The 17114-nt window shown below is 61.3% G+C and carries 12 protein-coding genes; 10 read left to right on the plus strand and 2 right to left on the minus strand.

All coding sequences use genetic code 11. The features are described from left to right. The first annotated feature begins 390 nt into the window (after window positions 1-390). The 7 genes from AC13C2_RS00185 to AC13C2_RS00215 all read left to right on the plus strand — a co-directional run bounded on the left by AC13C2_RS00185 (window position 391) and on the right by AC13C2_RS00215 (window position 12098). Window positions 391-2169 carry an autotransporter assembly complex protein TamA gene (locus AC13C2_RS00185; protein ID WP_482885549.1) on the plus strand — a complete coding sequence of 593 codons (1779 nt, stop codon included), beginning with the start codon at window positions 391-393 and terminating at the stop codon, window positions 2167-2169. Further along, window positions 2170-6738: a translocation/assembly module TamB domain-containing protein gene (locus AC13C2_RS00190; protein WP_482885550.1), complete on the plus strand. Its 4569-nt coding sequence runs from the start codon at window positions 2170-2172 to the stop codon at window positions 6736-6738. Window positions 6739-6742: 4 nt separating this feature from the next. Continuing rightward, the gene (locus tag AC13C2_RS00195; RefSeq protein WP_092758897.1) at window positions 6743-7363 is read left to right on the plus strand and encodes a paraquat-inducible protein A; all 621 of its coding nucleotides are present in this window, start codon (window positions 6743-6745) and stop codon (window positions 7361-7363) included. 122 nt (window positions 7364-7485) lie between these two features. Beyond that, entirely contained in the window at window positions 7486-7986 is a 501-nt protein-coding gene (locus AC13C2_RS00200) for a paraquat-inducible protein A (RefSeq protein WP_342707721.1), read from the plus strand. Next, complete coding sequence (locus tag AC13C2_RS00205; protein WP_482885551.1) at window positions 7983-10718, plus strand: PqiB family protein; 2736 nt, start codon at window positions 7983-7985, stop codon at window positions 10716-10718. Before AC13C2_RS00200 ends, AC13C2_RS00205 begins: the two co-directional genes overlap by 4 nt. A gap of 4 nt (window positions 10719-10722) precedes the next feature. After that, on the plus strand, window positions 10723-11277 hold the full coding sequence (locus tag AC13C2_RS00210; RefSeq protein WP_092758903.1) for a PqiC family protein: 555 nt from the start codon (window positions 10723-10725) through the stop codon (window positions 11275-11277). A gap of 38 nt (window positions 11278-11315) precedes the next feature. Beyond that, on the plus strand, window positions 11316-12098 hold the full coding sequence (locus tag AC13C2_RS00215; protein ID WP_474521001.1) for a histidine phosphatase family protein: 783 nt from the start codon (window positions 11316-11318) through the stop codon (window positions 12096-12098). 41 nt (window positions 12099-12139) lie between these two features. Here the strand turns inward: AC13C2_RS00215 and AC13C2_RS00220 are convergent, their stop codons facing one another. Continuing rightward, window positions 12140-12838: a GntR family transcriptional regulator gene (locus AC13C2_RS00220; RefSeq protein WP_482885552.1), complete on the minus strand. Its 699-nt coding sequence runs from the start codon at window positions 12836-12838 to the stop codon at window positions 12140-12142. Between the two features lie 307 nt (window positions 12839-13145). Between AC13C2_RS00220 and AC13C2_RS00225 the strand changes: the two genes are divergently transcribed. The 3 genes from AC13C2_RS00225 (at window position 13146) to AC13C2_RS00235 (ending at window position 16696) form a co-directional block, all read left to right on the plus strand. Beyond that, window positions 13146-14666 (plus strand): sugar ABC transporter ATP-binding protein, encoded by a 1521-nt coding sequence (locus tag AC13C2_RS00225; RefSeq protein WP_092758907.1) that lies wholly within the window; start codon window positions 13146-13148, stop codon window positions 14664-14666. A gap of 1 nt (window position 14667) precedes the next feature. Further along, window positions 14668-15681: an ABC transporter permease gene (locus tag AC13C2_RS00230; RefSeq protein WP_482885553.1), complete on the plus strand. Its 1014-nt coding sequence runs from the start codon at window positions 14668-14670 to the stop codon at window positions 15679-15681. A gap of 64 nt (window positions 15682-15745) precedes the next feature. Beyond that, complete coding sequence (locus AC13C2_RS00235; protein ID WP_482885554.1) at window positions 15746-16696, plus strand: substrate-binding domain-containing protein; 951 nt, start codon at window positions 15746-15748, stop codon at window positions 16694-16696. Between the two features lie 248 nt (window positions 16697-16944). Here the strand turns inward: AC13C2_RS00235 and AC13C2_RS00240 are convergent. Then, window positions 16945-17114, minus strand: a 170-nt coding sequence (locus AC13C2_RS00240) for a transposase domain-containing protein (protein ID WP_482885555.1), incomplete at its 5' end; no start/stop codon positions are given.

The following is a 17114-nucleotide window of genomic DNA, read 5'->3' on the forward strand; positions in this document are numbered from 1 at the left end:
CAAAACGACAAAGGCAATATGGGCAGCCTCTTAAATAATTCGGAAATCACAATCATAAGGCGAGTACAGCCCTCGCAACAAACACCGGATTGGCACCTGACCATGATCGCCGCCCCCCTTCCGGATCGCGCGTCCTCGCGCGGTTGGCCCGGAAGATCGGGGCGGCGCAAGCAATGAACGTCCCCGACTGTCGCTGAGTTCCCGAAAGTGCACAAAACAGAAGAAAAAGCACTTGTGAGCACAACCAGGACTGGAGGCGGAGCAATTCCGCGCCATGTACCGGACTATATACTTCCACCACTAATACGCGCCTGTTAGGGTTGGGCGGCTGCAAACGGAAAAGACCCTATGATCGGCCTATGGCCGAATTGCCATCGGGATGGGGATATCTTGAAGAGACTGATTGCTACGGGGCTCGCCCTGATATTTCTGGCCGCGCCATCCGGTGCTGCGCAACTGGATCTGAACCTGCCTGCGGACGAAGATCTTCAGGACAGTTTGCGGAATGCTTCGCTGACGGTTCAGGCCATCGACGAGAACGAGACCGAACGCCGTAATCTCGTCGCGGCTGCGCAATCCGACTACCGCAGGTTGTTGGCTGTGTTGTTTGAAGCAGGACATTTCGGTCCCGTCATCAGCATCAAGATCGACGGAGTCGAGGCCGCCAATCTACCGGCTGTCGGGTCCAGCGACCCAATCGGCACGATCCGCATCGATGTGCAGCCGGGACCGCGCTTCCTGTTCCGCACCGCAGAAGTCGGACCGCTGGCGAGCGGAACGGAAATTCCTGAGGGCTTCGCACCCGGCCAGATCGCCGGAACAGATGTTCTGCGACGGACGTCCTCCGCCAGCGTCGAAGCCTGGCGCAATATCGGGCATGCCAAAGCCCGTTTGGCCGATCAGGAGATCGTTGCTGATCATGACGTCGACCGGCTGGATGCCCGTCTGATCATCGCACCCGGCCCGAAGCTCAGCTATGGTCCGATCTTCGTGGAAGGTGCCAAGGATGTTCGCGAAGGCCAAATCCTTAAGATCGCAGATCTGCGCCAAGGTCAGACGTTCGATCCCGGTCAGATTCAGGCCTCTGCGCAGCGCCTGCAAAGGACCGGCGCCTTCCAGTCCGTTGCAATCGTTGAATCCGAAGAGATCGGACCCGCTGATACCTTGAACATGGCCATTCAGGTGGTCGAACGTCTGCCGCGGCGGATCGGCTTCGGTGCCGAGATCGCGACGGATGAGGGCATCTCGACCAGCGCCTACTGGCTGCACCGGAACCTGACCGGCTATGCCGACAGTCTGCGGATCGAAGGAGCAATCGACGGGATCGCCGGCAATTCGGGCGGGGCCGACTACAGCCTGACCTTTGCCTATAATCGCCCCGCGACCTTCAATCCGGAAACCGACCTGTTCGTGAATGGCGGCATCGAGCGCGTGGACGAGGAGGATTTCAGTTCCGACAGGGCCTTCATCGAAGGTGGCGCGCGGCGGATCGTGTCGGACGAGTTCCAGTATTCCTATGGTATCGGATATGAATACAGTCAGGATCGTGATGCATTCGGCGATCGCAACTTCTCGATCGCATCCTTCCCGCTGGAAATGACATACAACCGGCGCAACGACAATTTGGACCCCAGCGACGGCTATTACATCGAAGCGGGCCTGCGCCCCTTTGTCGGCTTCGAAACGGCGGGCACAGGAGCCATCTTCACTGCCGATCTGCGCGGGTATCAGGGTTTCGGAGCAGACAACGGCACCGTCATTGCCGCCCGGCTGCAACTGGGCAGCGTGGTTGGACCCGAACTGAACGAAATTCCGTCCAAGTATCTGTTTTATTCGGGCGGTGGTGGCACCGTGCGTGGACAGGAATATCAGGCACTTGGCGTGACCCTGCCAGGCGGAGACAAAGTTGGCGGCAAATCCTTCGTCGGATTGTCGACGGAACTGCGGCAAAAGGTAACGAAGAAAATCGGTATCGTCGGTTTCGTCGATTATGGCATGATCAGCGCTGATGCCGGGTTCTCGGATGGTGAGAGCCATGCTGGCGCGGGCCTTGGCGTGCGCTACAATACAGGTATCGGACCGATCAGAGTTGATCTGGGTGTGCCGGTATCTGGTCCCGGCAACCCGTCGGGGCTGCAAATCTACATCGGTATCGGTCAGGCTTTCTGAATGAAAATGCGCCGTGTTTTCCTCCCTTTGGCTGTCGTGGCCGCTGCTCAGGTTCCGTTCCCGGTTCTGGCACAGAGCACTACCGAGGAACGTGACCGTGGTTTCCTCGCCGGTCTGATCGAGGACAATCTTTCCGCGCCGGGCCTTTCGGTTCGCATTGATGGGTTTTCCGGCGCGCTGTCGTCGGCGGCTTCCATCGACGTGCTTCAGATTTCGGACGAACAGGGCATCTGGCTGCGAATGGAAAACGTAGTTCTGGACTGGAACCGTTCGGCCCTGTTGCGCGGACGGCTCGAGGTACAGGAGCTTTCGGCAGAGTTGATCGCGCTGGAACGCGCGCCCCTGCCCGCCGAAGGAGTCGAGGCCCTGCCCGATGCAGGGGCCAGTGGTTTCTCGCTGCCGGACCTGCCGGTATCGGTCGATATTCAGGCGCTCACGGCCCAGCGTATCGAACTCGGGGCTGCCCTTCTGGGGCAGGAAATGGCGCTTTCTCTCGATGCTTCGGCGCAGCTGGCCAATGGGTCCGGTACGGCAACGATCGAGGCGCAGCGGCTGGACGGGACAACGGGGTCGTTCTCGATCGCCGCGTCCTATGACCGCGACACGCAGAATCTGTCCGTCGATCTGGACGTGGCCGAGGCACAGGGCGGGATCGCCGCAACCCTTCTGCAACTACCCGGTCGACCGGCCATCGAACTGACTGTGAAGGGCGATGGACCACTGGACGCTTTCGTCGCTGATATTGCCATCGCATCGGACGGCGTGGAACGACTTGGCGGTCAGGTCACCCTTAATGGAACCGAAGACGGGCGCCGCTTCGCCGTCGATCTGGGTGGCGATGTCACTTCGCTTTTCGCCCCCAGGTATCAGGATTTCTTCGGTGACGACGTCGCATTTGTGGTTGGAGGACTGCAACGCACCGACGGGCGGCTGGATCTCGAAACGCTGAACCTGCGGACCAAGGCACTGTCGCTGAACGGGGAGGCCCGGCTTGGCGCGGACGGCTGGCCCGTCTTCGTGGACATTACCGGGCGTGTCGCTGCCGAAGATGGGACGACGGTCCTGTTGCCAAGCGCTGCCAACAGCCAGTTGCGAGAGGCTGATCTGTCGATCCGCCACAACGCGTCAGTATCGGACAACTGGGCGCTGGACCTGTCGTTGCTGGACTATTCCTCGTCAACCGTAACGCTGGGCGACGCCGCGATTTCCGCGACCGGCATCCTGAGCCGCCGCGACGGCGTGGTCGAGACGGCAACGGCAACCATCACGTCCGCCCTGAACCAGCTTGGGTTCACCAATCCGGCGCTGGCGCAGGCGGTCGGGCCGCGTGTGTCGCTGGACGCGGACGTTGCATGGCAGTCCGGGCAACCGGTGCGCCTGACCGGCCTGCGGCTAAGCGGTCCGGGCTATGGTCTGAGCGGCACCATCGAGGTCGACAACACCGACGCTGAACGGCCGCTGACCGTCACGCTGGATCTGGCTGCTATGTTCGAGGATCTGAGCCGTCTGTCCGGCATTTCGGGTCAGGATCTTTCGGGGACCGCCGACGCAACGGTAACGGGTGATTATGCGCCGTTGGCAGGCACTTTCGATCTGATGCTGGGAGCGGTCGCGCAGGATCTGGCGCTGAACATACCGCAGGCCGATGCCGTGCTGGAGGGCGAGACCTCGCTGACGCTGGCTACGCGGCGCACGGTCGACGGCACCTTTGTGGATGCGCTTCGGCTTGGCAACGCGCATTTGACGGCCAACGGAAGTGCGGCACTGCTGTCCCAGGACTCCGCGCCCTATCTGCAGGGCGAGCGGTCGAAGGCCACCTTCAACGCACGGCTTGCAGACGGAACGCGCATCGATCCGCGTCTGGACGGACCGATCGAACTTGCTGTGAATGCCACGCAGAACGAAGTGGGCGCGTGGCAGGGAACGCTCGACGCGCTGGCACCGGAGGGCGTTACAGTATCGGCATCGGGGACGCTGACGGGCGAGACACCCGACGTGACGTTCGCTGCCACCGTCCCGCGACTGGAGCCGTTTGCCCCCGGCGTGCCGGGCGGGCTGGGCGTGAACGGACGGGCCTTCGCGACGGACGGCATCTGGTCGGTCGACGTCGATGCCGCCGGTCCCTATGACCTGACCGCAAAAGTCGCGGGCCGCATCACCGGACCCGCCCCCGAGATCGCATTCGAGGCCTTGTTGCCCGATCTGACCGCCCCGGTTCCGGCGCTGGCCGAAACGCCTGCGCTGCAAGGTGCGGTTTCGCTTGACGGAACGCTGGCGCAGATCGGCGGGGCCTGGGTCGTCGATACCTCGATTTCAGCGCCGTCGGATATCACGCTGCGCGCGGTGGGCCCGGTAACCGGCGACATGCCCAAGATCGAATTTGCCGGCACCATTCCACAGGTTTCGGACGTCGTGCCCGCCATCGAAGGACGTGTCGATCTGGATGGCACGCTTGAAAAGACGGGCACGGACTGGGCTGCGGATGTCTCGATCAACGGGCCCTATGACGCACGCGTTACGGCTCGAACACTTCTGACACGCACACCGCTGCGGGTAAACTTCACCGCCGATATCGACGACCTGAGCCCCTTGGTCCCCGTGCCCGGCGGCGTGTCTGTCGCGGGCGAGGCCCTACAAACCGACACCGGCTTTCGCATCGACGTGGACGGCACCGGGCCGTATTCCGCGACGCTGGACGCGACGGTCAACCTGGTCGACGGCGTGCCCGATATCACCGCAACCGGACAGGTGCCCGATGCAGGCGCACTGGTCCCGCAACTTCGCGGCCCGCTGAACTACGACGTGACCGCAACACAAACCGGCGGACAATGGCGCGTGACCGCAGATGTAGATGGCGCGCAGGCCCTCTCGGCCAGCGTCACGGGCATCGCGACAGGACCGGATGCCGCCCTCGATTTCCGACTGGGCGTAGGTAATGTCGCGGTCTTTGCACCCGGATTGAATGGCGCGCTGAATGCATCGGGTCGCCTGTTTCAGCAAAATGGACAATGGGCCACTGATCTGGATGCCTCGGGGCCTCTCAACTCGACGTTGACCGCACAGGGCGTGCTGACGGGACCGTCACCCCAGGCCACCTTTACATTGTCAGTGCCGAACATCGCGCCGCTGGTCCCCGACCTGCCCGGCCCCCTGCGGGTTGCTGGCACGGCCCAGCAGCGCGACAACGCCTGGGCGCTGGACATCAATCTGGACGGCCCCTCGGGAACCACCGCCGCCGTCGCAGGCGATGTCGGCACGGATGGCAACCTGAACCTTTCGGTAAATGGATCGGCCCCGTTGGGCCTGGCGAATACCGCGCTGGCACCCAACCGTCTGACCGGCATCGCGCGCTTCGATCTGAATGTGAATGGCCCTCCGTCGCTTGACAGTGTGACGGGCACGGTCACGACGACGAATACGGCGCTGTCGCTGCCTTCGTTGCAGAACGGGCTCGACAATATCAACACAACCGTCACTTTGCAGGGCGGCGAGGCGCAGATTGCGCTGACCGCTGCGCCGCAGACCGGCGGGCGGATCGAGTTGAACGGTCCGGTCACCCTTTCAGCCCCGTTCAACGCAAGTCTTGCAGCCAATTTCGATGTCACCCTGTCTGACCCCAAGCTCTACACCGCCCAGGTCTCGGGGCGTTTGGCTGTGAACGGGCCGTTGACAGGCAGCGCGATCATCGCGGGCACGATCAATATAAACGAGGCCGAAATCGCGGTCCCTTCGTCCGGGTTGACGGCCATCGGCGATCTGCCGGACATCCGCCATGTCTCGTCCCCGCGGCCGGTACAACGGACGCTTGAACTGGCCGGGCAGTCCGTCAATGGCGAGCCTGCGAATGGCGAGGCGCAGGTGGCAACGGGTCCGGGCTACGGGCTGGACCTTACGATCAATGCTCCGGGTCGCATCTTCGTGCGCGGGCGGGGGTTGGATGCCGAGCTTGGCGGAACGCTGCGACTGACCGGAACGACGAACAACATGGTGACAACCGGCGGGTTCGAGCTGGTCCGTGGTCGTCTGGACATTCTGGAGCAGCGGTTTGATCTGGACGAAGGGCGTATCACTTTCCTGGGCAGCTTCATGCCTTACATCAGGCTTGTCGCCGTGACCGAGACCGACACGATCACCGCGTCTATCGTGATGCAGGGTCCGGCCGATGACATTGAAGTCACGTTCGAATCCACACCCGAGGTCCCGCAGGAGGAAATCGTCGCGCAGATCTTCTTCGGGCGCGACCTGAGCCAGCTATCGCCTCTACAGGCGCTTCAACTCGCGAATTCGATTGCCATTCTGGCAGGTCGGGGCAGTGGCGGGTTGCTGGACAACCTGCGCGGGAGCGCGGGGCTGGATGATCTTGATGTCACAACAGACGCAGACGGGAATGTTGCCCTGCGCGCAGGAAAATACGTTTCCGACAACGTCTATACTGATGTGGAGATAAACCAGAAGGGCGAGGCCGAGATTTCACTGAACCTTGACGTGACACCAAACCTGACGGTGCGCGGATCGGCTGGGGCGACTGGAGCAACGTCGCTGGGGCTGTTCTACGAAAAGGACTACTGAGGCAATGACGCCGAGCGACAATATCCTGTGCTGTCCGGTCTGCGATGCCCTCCACGAGGTGGGCGAGGTTCCCGACGGTATCCGGTTGCGCTGTATCCGATGTCACACGGTGCTCGCGGTCGGCCAGCCAGAAGCGATCATCCGGATCGTGGTTTTGGCCACAACAGCCCTGATCCTGATGTCGATCGTGGTTTTCTATCCGTTTCTGGAATTGCGCAACGGCGTCTTCACCAGCCGGGCATCGGTTTTCCAGACGGTAATGAGCTTCAGCGAAGGCGTAATGGCACCTCTTTCCATCGCAGTCGCGTTTTTCGTCATCATCCTGCCCGTGGCGCGCTTGAGCGCGATCGTCTGGGCGCTTGGTCCCTTGTCGTTCGACCGCCCTCCTCTGCCGGGGGCCAAGACGATGCTGCGGCTGGCTGAAACGGTGAAGCCCTGGGCCATGGCCGAGATATTCATGGTCGGTGTCGCCGTTGCACTGGTAAAGCTCGCTGACCTGGCGACGTTGTCAATGGGTCCCGCGTTCTGGTCCTTTGCCGCAATTGTCTTCATAACAGCCCTTCAGGACACACAGATGAGCAAATATTCGGTATGGACGGCTCTGGACATGGCATCGAAACGTTAGCTGCATTGACTGCACGGGATGCCGGCATGGTCGGATGCCGTCAGTGTACACGCGTCTGGCCAATAGGCACGGAGGTCTGCGGCCTATGCGGCAGCAGTCTCGAGAGCCGTGACCGCACGTCGTTGCAACGGGTCTTCGCATGGTGGCTGGTGGGGTTGCTGTTCTACATACCGGCAAACCTCTATCCGATGCTGATCACCCGGACGATGGGCCGCGAATCCGATGCGACAATCGTCGGGGGCGTGATCGAACTGGCACAGTATGGCGCCTGGGGCGTCGCATTCATTGTATTCTTCGCGTCGGTCGTCATCCCGGTCGGCAAGTTCATTGCCATCGCGTATCTTGCGATGGTCGTTCGGCGCCCACATGGACATAAGCCGCGCAATCTTCTACATCTTTTCGAGTTGGTCGAATGGATCGGGCGCTGGTCCATGATCGACGTGTTCGTCGTGGCCATTCTGGTGGCGCTTGTGCAGTTCAACCTTATCGCCACGATCAATCCTGGCATCGCTGCCGTCAGCTTTGCCCTGTCCGTCGTGTTTACAATGCTGTCCGCCATGAGCTTTGACAGCCGTCGCATCTGGGATGAAATTGAGATTATCTCGGAAGAAAGCTCGAAATGACTGAACCCTCCGACCGCCCCGCCACCCCGATAACCGAACGTACACGGCGGCGACGTGGCATAATATCCGCCGTCTGGCTGGTGCCGATCATCGCGATAATCATCGCGCTGGCAATCGCGTGGCAGTCATGGTCCGACCGCGGCGTTCTGATTGCGGTGACCTTTCCCGATGCTTCAGGGGTAACCGCAGGCCAGACGACACTGCGCTACCGCGAAGTGACGGTCGGCGTGGTCGAGGACGTGGGCTTCACCGCGGATCTGAGCCAGGTGAACGTCTACATCCGCGTGAACAAGGAAATCGCGCCCTATCTGGATGATGACGCAAGTTTTTGGGTGGTCCAGCCCGAAGTCAGTGCGCGCGGTGTGCAGGGCCTTAACACGATCCTGTCGGGCACATACATCGAAGGCACATGGGACAATTCGGTCGGTGCGACCAAGGTCGCCTTTCTTGGCGACGAACGCGCGCCGATCATTCCGCCGGGCGTAGAGGGCACGGCCATTGTCTTGCGGGCCAAGGACAGTTCGCGCCTGGGACCGGGCGCGCCCATCCTGTATCGCGGGATAGAAGTTGGCGAGGTCGCCACGCCACGCCTGTCGCCCGATGGAACCGAAGTGCGCGTCGACGCCTTCATCCGATCACCCTATGACCGGCAATTATCGACGGCGACACGCTTCTGGGACGCGTCTGGCGTGTCGGCAACGCTGGGCACCGGCGGCGTCGACCTGAGGATCGGATCCATCGCATCGATCCTAGAAGGGGGCGTGAACTTCGACACATTGATTTCCGGCGGCGACGCGATCGAAAGTGGCCAGGTCTTTTCCATTTTCGAGGACGAGCCTGCCGCGCTCGCGTCGACATTCGAGGCACCGGCGAACCGGACCATTCGCATCTCGGCGTTGTTTCCCACGGCGGCTGTCGGACTGACCCAGGGCGCGCCAGTCCGTTTTCAGGGTATTCAGGTCGGTACTGTCGCGCAGATCACCGGTTTCATCATGCCCGATGATCCCGACAGACGGGTGCAGCTTCTGGCCGTCATGGCGCTCCAGCCTGGCAAGATGGGTCTGGAAACATACGAGAACGACTTGCAGGCTATAGACTTCGTGGAAACGCTTGTCAGCAACGGCGTCCGCGCCAAACTGGTTTCGACCTCCATTCTGGGCGGCGACCTTGCGATCGACCTGATCGACGCCCCGGAGGCTGAAGAAGGCGCATCGCTTCAGATCGGTATCGTGGACAATCCGCTGATGCCAAGTCTGCCGTCGGACATTCAGGGGCTGACAGCGAGCGCGGAATCGGTGCTGGGGCGGATCAACGACTTGCCGATCGAGGAGTTGCTGGCGGCTGCCACCGATCTTCTGGACAACATCAACCGCATCGCAGGCGACGAAAGCACCCGCGCCATTCCTGCCGAGGCATTGGCTCTGCTGTCTGACGGACGCGGACTGGTGCGCGATGGACGAGGCATCCTTTCCTCGCCGCAGGTTGCATCGATCCTGCTGGACATCGAGACAATCACCGGCGATCTGCGCAGCGTGACGGAGGCCATTGCGGCGCAGGACGTCGCAACGAAGCTGGACGTCGCGCTGGTCGCCGCGACTGAAGCCGCCGAGAATATCGCTCGTGGAACGGCCGATCTGGATGCGCTGACAGGCACGGTCAGAACGACGCTGGACGGCGTGAACGGTCTTATCAGCTCAGAAGATGCGCAGGCCTTGCCCGGCCTTGCACGTCAGACGCTGGAAGGTACTGCTGAATTCGTCAGCGGTCCGGAACTGGCGGCGATCCTTGCCGACACGGCAGCCGCGACTGCAGATATCCGCGCTCTTATCGCACCCTTCGACGGCACCGCGCTGGCCACGACGGTCGAACGGGCACTGGCCTCCATCGACACTACGGCTGCCAATGTCGCAGGCGGAACCGCCGATCTGGACACCCTGCGCACGCAAATCGACGGTGTGGTCGCCGCCGCGGAGGCGCTTTTGTCGTCGGCTGACACACAAGCTCTGCCCGCGTCGGCGCGAAGCTTGCTGGATGACAGCCGCGACCTGATCACCTCGCCCGAGGTGACGACGATCCTGTCCGATCTGGCCGCGACTACCGCCGACATCCGAACGCTGACCGCGCAGCTGGCCGCGCAGGAGGCCGGCACCCGCCTGACGACCGCACTGGATGCTGCTGCCGATGCTGCCACTTCGATCGCGAAGGGGACCGTCAACCTGCCGGAGTTGAGCGCCTCCGCGCAGCGCGTCATGGCCGAAGCTGAAGTGCTGGGGCAGAATCTGTCGGAGCTGAGCGCCAAGGCCAACCAGCTGGCGCTGGATGATCTGGTCAATTCCACCACCCAGCTGATGCAGACCGCTGACGCTTTCCTGTCATCGGACGAGGCGGACGACATACCCGTCGTCCTGGCCGAGACACTTGAAGAATTGCGACTGACGATCGAGACGATCCGTACAGGTGGCACACTGGACAATCTGAATTCGACCCTGCGTTCGGCCTCGGGCGCGGCCGACAGCGTCCGGGTCGCGGCCCAGAATCTGCCCGCGCTGGTCAATCGACTTCAGACACTGACCACGCAGGCAGGAAGCCTGTTGGGCACCTATGGCGACGGCAGCCGCGTGAATACGGAGCTGTATGCCGCACTGCGTGCCGCCACCCGTGCCGCCGAGGACGTCTCGTCCCTGTCGCGCACCATCGAACGCAACCCCAATTCTCTACTGCTAGGACGCTGAAGCCATGACACTGCCGTTTGCCCTGCGCCTTGCGCCCCTTGCCATCCTTCTTGCCGGCTGCGGCCAGACGCTTTATTTCGCCCCGCCTCCGACCGTGTCGGACGTACGCGTCAACGTTCGCGCTGACACAGTGCAGATCAACGATGTGTCAATGCCGGAATATGCGATCAATCAGGAAATACCGATCCAGCAGGCGGACGGCAGCCTGAGCACCGACACCAGCCGCCTGTGGGCCGATTTGCCCGATCGGGCGATGCAGGGCGCGTTGACGCGGCAACTCAACGTCATAACCGACGCCAGTGTCGCCTCCGAGCCCTGGCCGCTGTCCGGTTTCCCCGAGGTCGAAGTTTCGATCTTCGTCGACGACATGATCGTGCAGGCCAACAGTACGCTTCGCCTGACCGGCACCTATGCCATGAAATCCGAAGTCGGGCGCGACCGCGTCGGCACCTTCGCCATCGTTACGCCTGTCGTCGATCTGGCCAGCTATACCGCGATCATAGCCGCCCACGAGGCCGCATGGCAGCAATTGTCCGAACAACTTGCACGCGATCTGTAACGCCCATACTCCGTCAACCGGTCAAATCAGGACATCTCATGTTGAAAGCCTATGCAATCGCCGCCACGCTGGTGGCAACTCCACTGTTCGCTCAGGACCTGTCCGGTGATCTGATCAGCGACATTGCCGGTAATATCACCCGCGTCTCGGGCTTCGCGGGGGAAATGACGGTTACGATGGGCAGCGAGGACTCGACCCGCTCCGTCAAGGAAGTTCTCCGGTTCGAACCGTGGCAGATGCTTGAAGAGTTGTTCCGGGACGACATCGTGCTTTTGATGCGACATGGGCCCACTGACTGGTCCAAGCGCGACCCGGCCGATGTGGCACCGGACGACTGTGAAAATCAGCGCGTGATGACCGAAGAAGGCAAACAGCAGATGCGCGAGTTGGGCATTCTGATGGTCGCCAACGACATCGTGCCCGGCCGGATCGCGGTAAGCCAGTGGTGTCGCAATCAGCAAACCCTGGACGCCTTGCGCGCGGGGATGCTGGATGCCGACCCCAAGGCCCTGGATGACGTGTCGATCCAGACCGTCCCGGACCTTAATCTGCTTCTGTCGCTGCAAGGTGCCCCGAATGTGACCGCGATGCGCAAGCTCATCAGCGCCTGGAGCGGAGACGGTGCAAGCGGTCCCATGCTTGTGATCACGCATTACACCAATATCGCTGAATTGACCGAGTTCAGCGTATATGAGGGCGAGATGCTGGTGGTCGATCCGAAACGGGACAATCGCGTTCTTGGCTATCTCCGCCTGAAATCGGCCGCGCCCGATATCGGTCATTTCGACCCAGACGTTGTCGAGGGTGAAACCGACTACTGACGACGCTAGGGGGGCGCGTCGCGGAAATTCTGCGACCGCCCTCAGTGGCTCCGGAAGTAGTCGGGATGCATCCGTTCAAGCGGCTCCACCCGCGAAATCAACTGCCGCAGATGGTGTGACATGGCGTGGCATGCTGCATCGGCATCGCGATCCCTGATCGCATTCAGAACGGCGACATGTTCGTCCTGCGTCTCGGCCAGACGGCCTTCCTTAGGCAAAATCAGCATCCGCGCACGACGCACCTGTAGAGACATCTGCGTCGTCACCGCCGCGACATTGGGAAATCCTGTGAATCCAAGGATCAGATCATGGAAGGCTTCGTCGGCTTCGAAAAAACCCTGGAAGTCCCGATCTTCGATCAGCAATGCCTGCAGCCGCAAATTTCTTGATAGCTGGGCCAGTTGATCATCGGTCCGTTCCACCGCGACCCGCACAGTCGCGGCCAGCTCGACAGCTTCGCGCAGGAAGGACTCTTCGCGGATTTCGTCCATCGAAAACCGCGAAACACGTGTTGTGGATTGCGGAATGACGTCGACCAGACCTTCCGCTGACAGGCGTGCCAAAGCTTCCGAGACGGGAGAGCGAGATACACCAAGCTGTTCGCAGATTGCCCCCTTGCGAAGAACCGCACCTGGATTGAACGTGAGGTCGAGTATCCCGCCGCGCAAGGCGCGATACACCCGTTGCGCCAGCGAGCCATCCAAACCGTCGATGGAAATCAGACCTTCGGTTCTGGTCACCACAATACCTGCCGCCTTCAAGATATCTCACAACTGGCATGTTAGTTGACAGGTGCATCATGTCAAACTACGCCTGTTCTTCATGGTGAATGCCGCTGCGTCATCATCGGGAGGAACAGCAATGCCAAGGGCCTATTCAATCATGCAGGATGCTTCTGGCAACGTATGGATTGAGTGGGCCAATCGACTGCGGCGCACGGCGACATGAATCGTGATCATACCAGAACGGATCGTGCAAATAAGCGGGTAACGATCTTGTACGGGAGCGTCACGACCTGACGCGACCGGGCTTGGGAGGGCACCGCGCATGACATACCTTGTCGAGATGAAAGGCATCGAGAAGCACTTTCCAGGCGTTCACGCCCTGAAATCCGTGCAGTTCGATCTGATGCCCGGCGAGGTCCATGCACTGATGGGCGAAAACGGTGCGGGCAAATCGACACTGATGAAGATCATGTCCGGCATCTATGCCCGCGACGGCGGCGAGATGCGGGTCGACGGTACGACTGTCTACCTAGACGGGCCGCGCGCCGCGCAGGATCTGGGTATCGGCATCATTCATCAGGAACTCAGCCTGATGAATGACCTTACGGCGGCGCAGAATGTCCTGATCGGGCGCGAACCGCGTCTACGGTTCGGGCGGCTGGACGAGGCCGAGCTTAACCGCCAGACAACCGAAATCTTCGATGCACTGAAGCTAAATATCGACCCTCGTGCCTCCGTCGGGTCGCTGACCATCGCCCGACAGCAATTGATCGAAATCGCCAAGGCACTATCATACCGACCGCGCGTATTGATCATGGACGAGCCGACTGCCGCCCTGAACGATGCCGAAATCGCCGAGTTGTTCGCGGTTATCGCGCGGTTGCGCGCCGACGGCGTGGGGATCGTCTACATCAGTCACAAGATGGACGAGATAAAGCGTATCGCCGACCGGGTGACGGTAATGCGCGACGGGGCCTATATCGACACATTGGATGTGGCAGAAACGCCGCTTTCGACGATCATCACGTTGATGGTCGGGCGCGAGGTTACGCAATCCACCCCCGAAATCCCCGATACATCACAGGCCCCGGTCGCGCTGCAGGTTCGCGGCCTGACCCGCGGTCGCGATGTCCGCAACGTCAGCTTTGCCCTGCGGCGCGGTGAAATCCTGGGCTTCGCTGGTCTGATGGGGGCCGGTCGGACCGAAGTGGCACGCATCATTTTCGGCGCCGATCCAAGGGACGCAGGCGAGATCGATGTCGGCGGGGCCCCCGTCGATATCCGTACGCCAAACGATGCGGTCCGGGTCGGCATCGGATACCTGTCCGAGGATCGCAAGCACTTCGGCTTGGCCACCGACATGACTGTGCGCGCCAATATTGCGATGGCCAGCCTGGAACGATTCACGGGGTCCACCGGCGTGCTGGACGAAGCGGCGATGAAGCGCGTCGCGCAGGACCACATCGCGCAACTGGGCATCCGCACCCCATCGGACATGCAGGCGGTGCGGCTGTTATCGGGGGGCAACCAACAGAAGGTGGTGATGGCGAAATGGCTGCTGCGCGACTGCGATATTCTGATTTTCGACGAACCGACGCGCGGCATTGATGTCGGCGCAAAGGCCGAAATCTATCGCCTGCTACAGGACCTTGCGGCGCAGGGCCGGGCGATCATCGTGATCTCCTCCGAACTGCCGGAGGTCATGCGGTTGAGCCACCGCATCGCAGTCATGTGCGAGGGGCGGCTGACAGGCATCCTTCCGGGCGGCCCAGCGACAACACAGGAACAAATTATGGAACTGGCGACCCGGCGCGATACAGCGCTGGCCCCGGCGGGAGACTGACATGACCACGACCACCACGACCACCCATGCTCCGAAATCAGCCGTCTCACGCATTGTCGCCGCCGGAACCCATCAGCGGGTGCTGGCCTTCACCAGCCTGATCATCCTGCTGATCGGCTTTTCGCTGGCATCGCCCAACTTCATGCAGACGTCGAACATGATCGCCATCCTGCAGGCGACATCGGTGAACGGTGTGCTGGCTGTCGCCGTGACGCTGGTCATCATCACAGGCGGCATCGACCTGTCGATCGGTACGATGATGACGTTCTGCGCAGTGATTACCGGCGTCGTGCTCACTTATGCCGGGTTACCATTGCTGTTGGGTGTTATCGCCGCAATTGCGACCGGCGCGGGATCCGGCCTGGCGTCGGGTACATTCGTCGCCAAGATGAAAATCCCACCGTTTATCGCGACCCTTGGCATGATGCTGATTCTGAAGGGTCTGTCGCTGGTCATTTCGGGCACCCGCCCGATTTATTTCAACGATACTCCGGGGTTCTCCGAAATTTCGCGCGGGTCGCTGATCGGCGAGGTTCTGCCTGCGCTTCCGATCCCCAACGGCGTGTTGATCCTGTTTATCGTAGCGGGACTTGCCGCGTATATTCTGGGGCGCACCGTGCTGGGACGCTACTGCTACGCACTCGGCTCGAACGAGGAGGCAGTGCGGCTGTCTGGGGTGAACACCGACCGCTGGAAAATCGCGATCTATGCCATGTCCGGGTCCATCGTCGGCGTTGCCGGTTTGCTGATTGCATCGCGCCTGAATTCGGCCCAGCCCGCGCTCGGACTTGGATACGAACTGGAGGCAATCGCCGCCGTCGTGATCGGCGGCACGTCCCTGTCCGGTGGACGCGGCACGATACTGGGGTCGCTGATCGGCGCGCTGATCATGGCGGTGCTGACAAACGGATTGCGCGTTCTGTCGGTGGCGCAGGAATGGCAGACCGTCGTGACCGGCGCGATCATTATTCTGGCAGTCTATGCGGACATGATGCGTCGCAAACGCAGCAGCTGATCCAGAGAAACCATCCGGGGCGCACGCCGCACCGGCAAATAACGACAACCAAGGAGGAACCAAAATGTTGTCACGTCGCACGTTACTCGGCGCCATAAGCGTCACGCTCGCCCTCGGATCGGCCCCCGCCGCATTCGCCCAATCGGACGAGATCTACATTCCCCTCATCTCCAAGGGCTTCCAGCACCAGTTCTGGCAGGCCGTCAAATCCGGTGCCGATCAGGCCGCGGACGAATTGGGGGTCCGCATCACGTTCGAAGGGCCGGACAACGAGACGATGGTGGACCGCCAGATCGACATGCTGGCCGCCGCCCTGGCGAACAATCCGTCCGCCGTAGGCTTTGCCGCGCTTGATAGCCAGGCCGCGATCCCGCTGCTGCGCCAGGCGAATGAGGCAGGCATCCCGATCGTCGCCTTCGACAGCGGCGTCGACAGCGACATTCCCGTCACCACGGCCACGACCGATAACGTCGCCGCCGCCGCTCTGGCTGCCGACAAGATGGCCGAGATGATCGGCGGGTCCGGCAAGGTCGCCGTCGTTGCGCACGACCAGACAAGCCGCACCGGTATCGACCGGCGCGATGGGTTCCTCAACCGGATGAAGTCCGAATATCCGGACATCGAGGTCGTATCGGTCCAATATGGTCAAGGCGATCAATTGCAATCGACCGAGGTCGCAAAGGCGATCCTGACCGCCAATCCGGATCTGAACGGCATGTTCGGAACCAACGAGGGCTCGGCCATCGGTATCGTCAATGCGATCCGCGAAACCGGCACGACCGGCCTTGCGATCATCGGATACGATTCCGGCAAGGCGCAGACAGATGCGATCCGCGAAGGGCTAATGTCCGGCGCGATCACCCAGAACCCGGTCGGCATCGGCTATGAAACCGTCAAGGCGGCCGTCGCCGCCCTGAATGGAGAGACGCTGGAACCTGTAATCGACACAGGGTTCTATTACTACGATCAGTCGAATATCGACGACCCCGAAATTCAGGCAGTGCTCTACGATTGACCCTGTTGCCGTCGCGATCCGGTCAACTCCGGGTCGCGATAACATCCCTGAAAATCAGCATTCGTATCCCGCCGGAGGTTCGAGGCGATCAGCGCATCGGATCATGAATATTCTTGAGGAAATATTCGAAATGACTGATCTGATGCGCCTGCGGTGTAGTCCTGCATTCGCACGAATTTGGGCAAAGACAACTATACACAGGCAGGTCAGCCGCGCTTTTACCGTAACCGCCCCATTGATGCCGCAGCTTATGCGGCTTGACTGTCGGTTTTCGAGACCCGCAGCGTCCAATTCCACGGCAGCAATTCATCGAGCCTTTTGATCTTGTGATCATGTATGCGGTCAAGAATGTCGGCGAGATAGGCCAGGGGATCGAGGCCGTTGAGCTTGGCTGTCTCAATGATGGTCATGGCGCGGG

It is taken from the genome of Jannaschia sp. L-14R (assembly GCF_056857695.1).

Excerpts from the sequence above, each read along its gene's own strand:
- AC13C2_RS00190 (WP_482885550.1), top strand. The coding sequence starts at position 2,170 with ATGAAAATGCGCCGTGTTTTCCTCCCTTTGGCTGTCGTGGCCGCTGCT.
- AC13C2_RS00195 (WP_092758897.1), top strand. The coding sequence starts at position 6,743 with ATGACGCCGAGCGACAATATCCTGTGCTGTCCGGTCTGCGATGCCCTC.
- AC13C2_RS00205 (WP_482885551.1), top strand. The coding sequence starts at position 7,983 with ATGACTGAACCCTCCGACCGCCCCGCCACCCCGATAACCGAACGTACA.
- AC13C2_RS00210 (WP_092758903.1), top strand. The coding sequence starts at position 10,723 with ATGACACTGCCGTTTGCCCTGCGCCTTGCGCCCCTTGCCATCCTTCTT.
- AC13C2_RS00215 (WP_474521001.1), top strand. The coding sequence starts at position 11,316 with ATGTTGAAAGCCTATGCAATCGCCGCCACGCTGGTGGCAACTCCACTG.
- AC13C2_RS00225 (WP_092758907.1), top strand. The coding sequence starts at position 13,146 with ATGACATACCTTGTCGAGATGAAAGGCATCGAGAAGCACTTTCCAGGC.
- AC13C2_RS00230 (WP_482885553.1), top strand. The coding sequence starts at position 14,668 with ATGACCACGACCACCACGACCACCCATGCTCCGAAATCAGCCGTCTCA.
- AC13C2_RS00235 (WP_482885554.1), top strand. The coding sequence starts at position 15,746 with ATGTTGTCACGTCGCACGTTACTCGGCGCCATAAGCGTCACGCTCGCC.